This window comes from Deltaproteobacteria bacterium CG11_big_fil_rev_8_21_14_0_20_49_13 (assembly GCA_002796305.1).
Classification (GTDB): Bacteria; UBA10199; UBA10199.
On record PCWZ01000009.1, the window covers coordinates 1 to 11618 of the forward strand.

7 protein-coding genes are annotated in these 11618 nt (G+C 45.7%); all 7 read right to left on the reverse strand.

The features are described from left to right. Window positions 1–416: 416 nt before the first annotated feature. Entirely contained in the window at window positions 417–1466 is a 1050-nt protein-coding gene (locus COV46_00425; protein PIR18334.1) for a hydroxyacid dehydrogenase, read from the reverse strand. Beyond that, entirely contained in the window at window positions 1463–5071 is a 3609-nt protein-coding gene (locus COV46_00430) for a type I restriction endonuclease subunit R (protein ID PIR18335.1), read from the reverse strand. The genes COV46_00425 and COV46_00430 overlap by 4 nt, the downstream gene beginning before the upstream one ends. Before the next feature lie 105 nt (window positions 5072–5176). Then, window positions 5177–6310 carry a cell filamentation protein Fic gene (locus COV46_00435; protein ID PIR18336.1) on the reverse strand — a complete coding sequence of 378 codons (1134 nt, stop codon included), beginning with the start codon at window positions 6308–6310 and terminating at the stop codon, window positions 5177–5179. Then, window positions 6300–7649, reverse strand: a complete 1350-nt coding sequence (locus tag COV46_00440) for a type I restriction endonuclease subunit S (protein ID PIR18337.1) — start codon at window positions 7647–7649, stop codon at window positions 6300–6302. The genes COV46_00435 and COV46_00440 overlap by 11 nt, the downstream gene beginning before the upstream one ends. Then, window positions 7642–8487, reverse strand: coding sequence for a hypothetical protein (locus COV46_00445; protein ID PIR18338.1), 846 nt, complete (start codon window positions 8485–8487; stop codon window positions 7642–7644). Before COV46_00445 ends, COV46_00440 begins: the two co-directional genes overlap by 8 nt. 140 nt (window positions 8488–8627) lie before the next feature. Beyond that, the gene (locus tag COV46_00450; GenBank protein ID PIR18340.1) at window positions 8628–9740 is read right to left on the reverse strand and encodes a hypothetical protein; all 1113 of its coding nucleotides are present in this window, start codon (window positions 9738–9740) and stop codon (window positions 8628–8630) included. Window positions 9741–9817: 77 nt separating this feature from the next. Further along, on the reverse strand, window positions 9818–11618 hold a 1801-nt coding region (locus tag COV46_00455), incomplete at its 5' end, for a DNA methyltransferase (GenBank protein PIR18339.1).

Genomic DNA, 11618 nt, shown 5'->3' on the forward strand with positions numbered 1-11618 from the left:
TGGGTAATTGAAAGGTTCGCTGGGCGCTTACTAAACAGCGGTGGTTGACAAATATGTGTGCACCGCAAAACGACACCTATTTCTTCGTTGGGAATATAAACAGATTTAGAGATACGTTTTTAGTTCTTGGAACTTTCTATCCACCGAAGCCTTAGAACTACAAAAAACTTGGCGGGCCACCGTGGACGACGTTAGAACCAAGATTCAGCAGGCACAAGGGCTGATTTTCATTCCCAAGCTGGCGGCTTAAGCCTTGGTTACCCGTTAAGACGGGGCCGCGTAGCGGTTCGCGTCCGCCGAAGGCGGTGCTTGTTGGCCCGTAAGGGCCAGTCTTTCAGGATCTCGCCACGCAGGCCAAATTTACCCCACCGTGGGGCTCACTATATATTTTGAACCGATTATATTTTGAAAGCAGTTCACTTTTTCTTTCCCTTCTTTTTGGCCGGAGGAAGTTTTTTAACAAGTCTGTCAAAATCGCTTTCCTTGTTGGTTTCCTCGGTCATCCGTAAAATGCTGAACTTTTCGTATTCATCCTCGGCCAACTCCCTTGCCATTTCGTGTGAAACTTTACCGGCGTGGGTTAAAATGTCGCGGTCGTTAATATTGAGAAAGGCATCGAGCTTGGTGATCCAGTCCGTCATGTACATAGGGATGCGTCGCATCGCTTGGCCTGCGGCAAAGATTAAGTATTGTTCCACCAGGTTGTTAAGGGCTGCCAGCTCATCCTCGTTTAAATAATTTTTGGCAATGATCACATCTTGCTTGCGAACTTTGCCACCCCGCCAGTTTGTGAGCCCCATATTGGGTTTGCTTGCCTTAGCACGGGAATGAACAATTTCAGCGGCTGTCTGACCCGTAATGGCCCAGTGCATTTTGTTTTGTACGGTCTTGAAAAAGTCGATACTGATCTCCTGCGTGGGGTCGTAGTCGATGCTGGTGGCGTAGATGTCGGTGATTTTCTGATAAAAGCGCCGCTCAGAGGTCCGAATATCCTGAATCCGGCGGGTCAGTTCTTCAAAATAATCAAAAGGCTGATCCGGGTTTTTGAGCCGCTCGTCATCGAGGACAAAGCCCTTCACGATATACTCTTTAAGCTTTTGCGTAGCCCAGATGCGAAAGCGGGTGGCCACAGCACTTTTGATTCGGTAACCAACCGAGATAATCATGTCGAGGTTGTAGTATTCTAGATTTCTCTGCACATCACGGTTACCCTCCGGTCGAACTGTCAAGTATTCCTTGACAGTTGTCTTTGGGGTAAGTTCCGATTCTTCAAAGACATTTTGAATATGGAGGCTGATATTTTGCTTGGTTGTCTGAAAGAGCTCCGCCATGAGTTGTTGGGTTAGCCAGACGGTTTCGTTTTCCAGTCGCACATCGATTTTGATCTCGCCATTTTCTGTGGAATAGACTAGGAATTGTCCTTTGCCGCTGGTGGTTGTTAAGCTTTTCGTTTTCTTTTGGTTCATGGTTTCAATACCTCCACACGCTCCGCAATAATCTGCAATTCCCCCTCTTTTGCGTCCATAATGACGATGGGTTGAAAGTCCGGATTAATAGGCTTCAATGTAATTTTTGTATGGTGCCATTCATCACCGTTCTGTTCTTTTTCACTTTCATACCGCTTGATGGTGTATCTCTCACCTGTTTCGGGGTCGGTTGTATCTCTTAATTGCACCAATACAGTTTTTCCCTGACGTGTTCCCTCAACGGGCGACGAAAAAAGACAGTAAGACCCGTCAGGTATGGCGGGCTCCATCGATTTTCCAACCACCTGTGCGGCAAACATACGTTTGTGGATTCTCGATTTCGAATTAATTGCAACCCATTCCCAGTCATCGCTTTCGATATACTGCGGATTACTAAAGGTGCCAGCCGCCGCCTTTAGTGGAATCAGAGGGACACAGGTTTTATATTTGTCTTGCTCACTTGGTGAAACTATCCGAAATGGAAGAGTCTTTTGTGTATCGTCATGTCGTGCTTTGATTTCTTCATAGACGCACTTCCGCAAGTATTCTTCAATCACCTGGTTGAAGTTGGGGTCGCCCATGAACTTGTTAAAAATATCTTCGTTTTGCTCCATTCGATCGATGAAAAGGGATTCAAGCTCTTTGCTGAAAACATACTTAAAGTTTTCTATTGTATTTGCGCGTGCTGCTTGCTGAAGGTTTTCATCCGCCAAGGCATCCTCTACAACTGAATCCAGAAACAACTGATCGGCAGGCTTGAAATCGGTGCCAAAGCGGTCATTGAGAACGTCGATCAGCTTTGATAATTGAACGAGTTCATCATGGATTTTCCCTGTGCCAACGGCAGAGGGACCTTTCAGTTCACCCTGAATTGACTTTTGCAATACAATGGAACCTTCACTGATTTTTTGAAGTCGGTAGTATTTGAGAGCAATCTCGTCATCAAAATCGTAGCGTGGGCCGCTTTCTCTCCTGGGTAGTTTTTTAAGCAAGAATCGTCCGAAGGTGTAGAGTTTTTCCAATTCTGAATCCTGATAGGGAATAATCTGGGAGAGAAAGGAATAGAGATTACGAAAGGCCTGTAATTTTCCCCTAAACAGTTCTTGTTCAGCTTCCTTTTCCTTTTTCCATTCTTCGTCATTCTTTACATCTCTTGTCTCGTCTTTCAGAGATTTAAAACGATCGACAACACGGTCCAGAATTGAATTGATTTTTGCGTGGTCTGTTACGGTGTGAGATGCTTTGGGCAGGTAATACGTTTGGCAGAATTCCTCGACATCTTCTGTATGATAAACACCATAACCATCCAGCTCAGACTGCAAGGTGTAGAGTTGCTGCGGATCGGCCTCCTCCCCAACGGTCGTGGTTTCATAGTAATCTTGAAAGGCACGGAGAATTTCAGATCGCTCATTGTAAAAATCGAGGATGAAGGTATCTTCCTTTCCGGGGAACGTTCTGTTGACACGTGAAAGGGTCTGGACAGCCTGTACACCGGCAAGCCGTTTATCAACATACATTGTATGGAGCAGGGGCTGATCAAACCCTGTTTGAAATTTGTCAGCAGCAATCAAGACCTGATAGTCATCGGTTTCAAACCGTTCGGGTATCTTCTTTCCCGCAATACTCTCCCCGTCTTTGCTTCGATTCATTCCCCCTTCTGTGTACGTCATACTGGTGTCAATGTCGTCAATGACTGTTCCCGAAAAGGCAACCAGTGTCTGCACATCATCGTATTTCTTTTCTCGTATATATTTATCAAAGGCCTGCTTGTATCGGACCGCATGCAACCTTGAGCCACTCACCACCATCGCCTTCGCCTTGCCGCCAATTTTATGCTTTGTGTGGTTGCGAAAATGCTCCACCATGATTTCTGTTTTTTGGGCAATGTTGTGAGGGTGCAGTGACATGTACCGCGCCAGTTCCTTGGCCGCCTTTTTCTTTTTAACCTCTGGATCGCCTTCTGCCGATTTGATAAGCCCAAAATAGGCCTTGTAGGTTGTATAGTGCTTGAGGACATCGTGGATAAAACCCTCTTCAATCGCCTGTCGCATGCTGTAAAGATGAAAAGGAACCGGTTTCCCTTCCGGTCCGGGCGTTCCAAAAACCTCCAGCGTTTTGTGTTTGGGTGTGGCGGTAAAGGCAAAGAAACTGATGTTGGGCTGCTTGCCCCGTTTTGCCATCGTTTTTAAGATTTCTTCTTCCACATCATCGACATCGTTTTCTTCTTTTTGTTTTTGGATTTCTTTTTCTATTTCTTCTCGTGACAGGACGGCTTTGAGTTCTGTGGCTGTCTCCCCAGACTGTGAGCTGTGGGCTTCGTCAATAATCACGGCATATTTCTTACCAGGGAGAATCGTTGCCTCATTTGAAATGGTTTTGCCCACTGATTTGGCCTCCTCCTCGGCCTGCTTGCGAACCTGCTCCGTCACAAACGGGAACTTTTGAAGGGTTGTAATAATGATGGGGATCCCTGAACGGAGAGCGCTGGCCAGTTGCGCCGTATTTTGATCTATTTTTTGTACGACCCCATGTTTATGCTCAAACTGGTAGATGGTCTCCTGTAATTGCTGATCGAGAACAACACGGTCGGTGATCACGACTACCGAATCGAAAATCTTTTCATCAGCCTCGTTATGCAAAAAAGCAAGCCGATGGGCCAGCCAGCCAATGGAATTGGATTTACCGCTACCTGCGGAATGTTGAATCAGATAATTATGCCCCGTGCCTTTGCTACGTGCATCCACTTCAAGGCCGCGCACACAACCTAGCTGATGATAACGCGGGAAAATCATCGTCTCTTTTTTTACGGTCTTTCCTGAAAACTTCTTCTCTTTGATTTCGAGGTGTAAAAAGCGCGCCAGGATATCGAGCAGGGAATCTCTTTGCCAGACTTCTTCCCAAAGATAGCTTGTCCTGTAGCCATTTTGATTTTCCGGATTGCCAGCCCCGTGATGGTCACCCAGATTAAAGGGGAGAAAATAGGTTTCCTTATCCTTGAGCATGGTTGTCATGAAAACAAGATCAGGATCGACGGCAAAATGGACGAGAGCCCTTTTCTTGAATTGAAAAATCAGCTCACGTGGGTCGCGATCCCTCTTGTATTGATGGATGGCGTGGTTCACCGTTTGCCCCGAGAGCGGATTTTTCAACTCGGCAGTAACAATTGGAATTCCGTTTAAAGAAAGCACAAGATCAATCGAGTTTTCGTTTTTGGTGCTGTATTTCAACTGCCTTGTTACGGTGAGGCGATTGCTTTTGTAGAGTTTGATTGTTTCCGGATTCAGGCGGTGAGAAGGCTTGAAATAGGCAACCTCGATCTGCTTGCCGTAACACTTAAAGCCGTGGCGCAAGACATCCAGAGATCCGCGTGCGGCTAGACTCTTGCACAAATCTGACAGCACAATATCTTTCGTGTTTGTTCCGTGCAATTTTTCAAGGGCCTGCCATGTTTTTTCCTGGGTTTCCTGAATGAACGGAATGAGGATAGTCGGGTCAAGCGCCATCTCGCGATCAAAGTTTTCGGGCAATGCTTTATTATAACCACTTTTCAATAGATGGTCTTCAATGGCCGCTTCAAAGGCAATTTCACGATGATTTATTGGCATAAAAATCCTATCATAACAATAATCATATTAAAATCAGCATGTTAGTACTTGTATCTGTTTATGTTTAAACAAAGCCGTATCTTATTTAACGATATTATAACATCGTTAAATAAGAAAAAGTTTAAAGTAACGATCAAACACAAAAACTCGATTTCGCTCATAACCTGTTATTTCTCTTAGTATTTTTAGCTCATTAAATTTGGTTACCAGTTTATTGATCGTAGGTCTGGTTAATCCTGTTGCGTTGGCCGCTTCAAGCGTTGTGAAAACCGGCTTTCTGTAGAGAAATTTTAAAAACTCATGGGCGCTTGGAGCCAATCTGTTCAACGATAAAATCTCCCTTTCAACCTCATTTCTCACAATAAGAATTTGTCCAAAGGTATCACGCCCCTTGGTTGCCGTTTTAGCAACGCCGTTTAGAAAAAATTTTATCCAATGAATGATGTCATTCGATGTTCGCACGCGCATCAGGGCATCGTAATAACTGGCGCGGTTCTTTTCGAAAAAATCAGACAAATAAAGTGACGGTTTTGATAGCAGCCCCATACTGACCAGATATAAGGTAATGAGCAATCGCCCGATTCTTCCATTGCCATCCAAAAATGGGTGGATGGTTTCAAACTGATAGTGACTGATGGCGATTCGTACCAAATGAGGCACGGTAATTTGATCATTGTGCCAGAATTTTTCCAGATCGCTCATCAATTCCTGAACCGTGTCATGATGCGCGGGAATAAACGTGGCGTCACTCAAACTTGAGCCCCCAATCCAGTTCTGGCTTGTTCTGAATTCACCCGGTTGTTTATGTGCACCGCGCACCCCCTGTAAAAGAATACCGTGTGTTTCACGCAACAATCTGTTGGACAGGGGAAGTCTGGTTAATTCGTCTATTGCCGTGTTGATTGCCTGAATGTAGTTTTTATTTTCCCTCCAATCATCGCGCTTTTCGGGCTTGATCTGTTCCTCCGGCATCAGGGCTTCATCCATTTCGGTCTGTGTTCCTTCGATTTTACTCGACTGGTTGGCTTCTTTTAATATGTGCATCTGAATAAAAAGATCCACATCGGGGACAATCAAAGAAAAGGCATTGAGCTCGCCCAATGCCTTTGTTGCCTGTTCTAATAAGAGATTGATCGTCGGTTCTTCCCACGTCCACTCCTGATTGACCGGGATCGGCTGAAAACTTTTGTACTGGTATTGCTGTTGCCATGTTCCGGCATTGAAGTTTTCAAATTTCATTTGGCACATCCTTTCTCAATCCGCGCACATCGATCTTGCCGGTCACAGCGGCGGAGATGAGGGCGGTGCGGTATTCTTTGAGTTTGTCGATGGCGGTGCGGACTTTTTCGATTAAGGCGTCGATTTGGGCGGTTTTTTTATCGAGGAAGTTTGAGATGGATTGTTGTTCTGAGATTGCAGGACAGGGCAAAAATATTTGTTTTTGATTATCGGCATTTAAAATTTGTACCACATTTTTATTAGACAGGCGATTGTGTTCACTTTCTGAAGATTTTAATGCATAAAATCCAAACTTTGGTTGAATCTTATCGTTAAAAATAACAGCATTTATTTGCTGATTTGTAGTAAGGGCTTTCCCTGCCAGTCCAAGCTTCCCAACAGTACCAATACAACAGACCAAAGATGACAGTTCAGGTACAAGTCTGGCCACCTGCGCACCTGTATCAGTGAGGTATTCCTTTGATTCAATTATGTATTCATTTTTTTCTAAGTCATCTGGTTTTATCCATGGAGTTCCATTAATATCATAGTATTCTTCGATAGACTTCGGTGGTGTACTGCCTGTTTGAATACGAGATAAAAATTTTAACCTTTGCGCATCCCACCCCTCCGGCACTTCCCCCAACCACTCCACGCCGGAGTCTTTCATTTTTACATTGGGGTCCAGTCCCTTTGTCACGGCGTGGCTGATGAGTGCTGTGCGTTTTTCCTTGAGGAGTTCAATGAGGCGTTGCTTCTTTTCCATGAGCGCGTCGATTTGGGCGGTTTTTTTATCGAGGAAGTTTGCGATGGTTTGTTGGTCGGAAGTGGGAGGAACTACAGAATAAAGATTACCGATCAATTCCCAGCTGGCTCTTGGCATCTTCACGCCATATGTTAATGAATTTACGACATTGATGAAATTGTGGCTCAGAAACAAATATTTAAGAAAATGCGCTATGATTTGGTTTTCTCTAACGACCAATAATTCAGTTGAACAAATGCCAGGTTGTTCCGCTAGATATACTTTTGCCAAGTACGGGCGTAGCTTGCCAAAAAGAACTTCATTTCTATCAAAAATATTAACATTGCTTTCAGGTTCTATTTTCGTCTCCAATTCAATGAGTTTACCTGTCCAAGATTCAATATTTTCCAGACCTAAATATGGCATATCTAAATCATTGCCATCACCCTTATTCTTGGAAATTTGAACGGCGAATTTAAATCGCTTAACCTCCCACTCCTCAGGCACACTCCCCAACCACTCAATGCCAGAATCACGGTAGGCTGGATAAGGCTTATGCTTTGCCTTCGTCTTGGGAATAGGCAGATTTTCTAAATTTCGTGCGACTTCACTCACCTTTAAGCCTCCTCTTTGCCTCTGCTGGTGGGAGAAAGTTTTCGCCTGTTACCACGCGCCTGCCGGTTTTCTGCTCCAGTTCAAGGCGCGCTTTTTTGGCGATCTTACCCCCTGTCTTGCCTGCTTCGGCGTTTTCAACTATGCCGGTGGCATTATCTGTTTCGGCAATCTGGCGGGTGGAGAGTTCCGCGAGTGCGGTAAAAATCAACTCGGCCTCACTCATGTGGTCGCGCAGGTTTTGGCTTTTGAGGCCCTTTATATTCTTGTGATCTTTGACCGAAATACTGCTCCATTCCTGATGGATGATATTCGTGAGAATCGCGTATTCCTTTTCTTCTTTTATGTCGTGATCCTTCCAGTAATCGGTAAGTTTGTTGCGGGTCTCCTGTCCCATCATCCTCTGCTGAATCCATTTTTCGCTGCGCCCATGTTTTTTCCAGTAGTCCCGTGCACGATCAAGTGAACGGGCAGGGTCACTCATATCCTGAATCCGCTCGTAGCCGACTTTTGCGAGCCACTGTTTAAAGGGCTCTGCTTTTGGGGATGGGATGGACTGGATAATTCTCAAGAGGGTTTCCGTGTTAGCACAGTCGGTTTCATATTTCTTGCCGTCTGAGGACTCCAACTTCAGTTGTACGATTTTTCCGTACAACTCAGAAAACCCTTCTTTATCATGTAGTTGTGATTTTAAATCGGACCAATAGCGTCGGGGATTCGAGCTGTCAGTCAAGGCGGCAACAACATCAATGACGGAGAAAAACCAAGCCTCCTTCGGTTGATCATACAATCTGCGAATCTTATAATTTTCAAATACCGCTAGTGCTGTTTCTTTATCCATCGGTAACCTCCGATTGGTGCGACGCTGTCGCACTTTTTTGATTTCGACAATTCATCCCACCACCTCCCGAAGCATGCTCACGATATCCTTCTCCAGCCCAGCGATGTCGGATGGCTTGTATTTTGGATACCGAGGGAAACTCATGTGTTGTCTCCCTTCAGTATCTTTGCTTTCTTTCGTTTTGAAATTTTTTGAGGTGCGATTGCAATTTCACGTGGCCCTTGACGAGCCGCTCGTTCCCGTGCGTGTTCGATAGCTTGATGGAGGCGGGTTTGTAGCAACTTCATGGGCGGCAGCTCGGTGAGATATTCGCTCACGCGAATGGATTTGGCATCGAGCTCAAGAAGCTCTACTTGCTCGGCATCGGCAGATGCGCAGAGAATAAGACCGATGGGAGATTCCTCGCCTGCGATGCGTTCATGCTTGTCCAACCAGCGCAGGTAAAACTCCATTTGCCCAACGTGAGCTGGCTGAAAGGACTCCAATTTTAATTCGACGGCAATGAGCCTGCGAAGGTGGCGATGGTAAAAGAGCAGATCGAGATGGAAGTCGTCCTTGCCCACACTCATTCGTTTTTGCCTGGCAACAAAGGAAAAGCCCACCCCAAATTCCAGAAGAACCCCCTCAATTTCACGAAGGATAGCCTGCTCCAAATCTCGCTCGCTGTAAGCACCCTTCAGCCTGAGAAAATCAAGGAAGTAAGGATCACGGAAGACTGTATCGGGTGTTACGCGCCCATCGCGCAGGTTGGCGATTTCGTTAGAGATGACGGCCTTTGTATTCTTCGAAATGGCAGTGCGCTGGAACAACATACCCCCGATTTTTCGTCGGAGTGTGCGTACATCCCAACGCTCAATGCGGCACATTTCGGCGTAGAAATCACGGGCTAGCGGGTCTTTTATTGGGATAAGCGCAAGGAAGTGAGACCAACTCAATTGTCGTGACAGTGTTACAACAATTGCTTCATCAGTCATGGACTCGGCAAAACGAGCCATTCGGGTAAGAGCGGAGTAGCTGAAACCGTCTCCGAATTCAGCCACCAATTCTTGTGACACTGTCACAAGAATCTTTTTACCGTAAGCCGCTCTGCCATCTTGCAAGTTATCTTTCAAAAGGCGTCGCCCAACGTGCCAGCAAACCATAGCGTGCGTGGCGTTTGCCACAGTAGCAACGCGTTGGCGGGCAGCATGGATGAGATGGCGAAGATCGGCAAGAAGTGCGGCCTCATTCACTGCACCAACAGGCCGTGGCATAGGATCTGTTTTATTTGTAAATAGTCTGACCACCTTGGTTGATTTGAGGCGCCGTACATTTGTTGTCCCTTTCTTTTTCATTGTGTCAGTCCTCCAATCATCTTTAAAATGCTGTCGGTGATGCCTTTTAAATCGGCCTCGATTTCTTGCAAGGGGCGTGGAGGGACATACTTGTAGAAGTGGCGATTGAAGGGGACCTCATAGCCAACAATTCCAATCTGTTCGTCCTTTTCGTCTTTGATCGAATCATTGATCCACGCATCCGGCACATACGGCTTAACTTCTCGCTGAAAATAATCTTCAATGCTTTCGCTTAAAGGAACGCTCTCGGTATCGCGCAGGCTCGTATCAGGTTCTGGATTTTCATTTTTGTCACAACAAACCGTAGCACCGTCATCATGAGTACCAAACACCCCGACAATCGCTTTAAGAATGGGGGCGCCAAGCTTGATCCCCCTGGATCTCGCCTGTTCGTGAATTTCATTGATAAAGCTTTCGCGGTCGGTCCAAATCTTCTGGCCATCCAAAGATTTTAGAATATCCAAAAAGGCACGCTGCTGGGCCTTGCCTTGTTCAACTTCTTCATCATGTGCTTTGGACCCTTTTTTCTTTTTTGAGACAGCAAGATTAACAAAGGCACTGGCTTCTTGAAGCAAAGACAAAGCATCTTGTGAGATTTGAAACTTGAGCTTCAGAGGCCGTTCGACCGTAATTTTTCTAAAACCAAAATGGGTGTTATCAAAGATTTTTGAAAACTCCCCATCTTTGAACTCACCATAAAGACGTGTAATATTTTCAATCTGCTTTTCAGTGATGTAGTTGCGCTTGTTGCCGAGACTCTTGCGCATCTTTTCAAAAAAGGAGACAGCGTTAATGAGTTGCACTTTACCTTTACGCTCCGGCGCTTTTCGATTGGTGACGATCCAGATATAGGTGAAGATTCCTGTGTTGTAGAAAAGCTGATCCGGCAGGCCGACAATGGCCTCCAACCAGTCGTTTTCAATGATCCATCGCCTGATTTCGGATTCGCCGGAACCGGCATCGCCTGTGAAAAGAGGTGAGCCGTTGAAGACAATGCCCAAACGTGTGCCACCTTGATCCACCGGCTTCATCTTTGAAATCATGTGTTGCAGAAATAAAAACGAACCGTCGTTTATCCGAGGAAGCCCGGCGCCAAAACGTCCAGAAAACCCCTGCGATTCATGCTCCTTGGTGACAAAATCTTGCTCGGCCTCCCATTTGACTCCAAATGGAGGATTCGCCAGCATGTAGTCAAATTTTTCAGATGGAAAACCATCGGTAGACTGTCCATCCCCAAGAACATCCCCAAAAACAATATTTTCAATGCTATGCCCTTTGATGAGCATATCCGAACCGCAAACAGCGTAGGATTCGTCGTTATAATCCTGCCCGAATATTTCAGGCTTCGCATCGGGATTAAGTTTTTTGAGGTGCTCTTCCGCCGTTGATATCATTCCACCGGTGCCGCAGGTGGGGTCATAGATGGTTTTAACGATGCTTTTTTGTGTAAGAATGTCGTCATCTGGTGCAAAGAGGAGATTGACCATCAGCCGAATGACTTCACGGGGCGTAAAATGATCACCTGCCGTTTCATTTGCATCTTCATTGTATTTTCTGACCAGTTCCTCAAAAATATATCCCATCTCCTGATTGGAGACTTTATCTGGGTGTAGATCGATTTCCGCGAATTTGGAGACGACCAGATAGAGTCGGTTGGCCTTCTCAAGTTTCTCGATGTGCTCGCTAAAACCAAAGTGATCCAGGATGCCACGCGCCCTAATGGAAAAACTCTTGAGGTAATGCGCCAGATTTTTGGCAATGTGATTGGGGTCCGATTTCAGTCTTTGAAAATCGAGC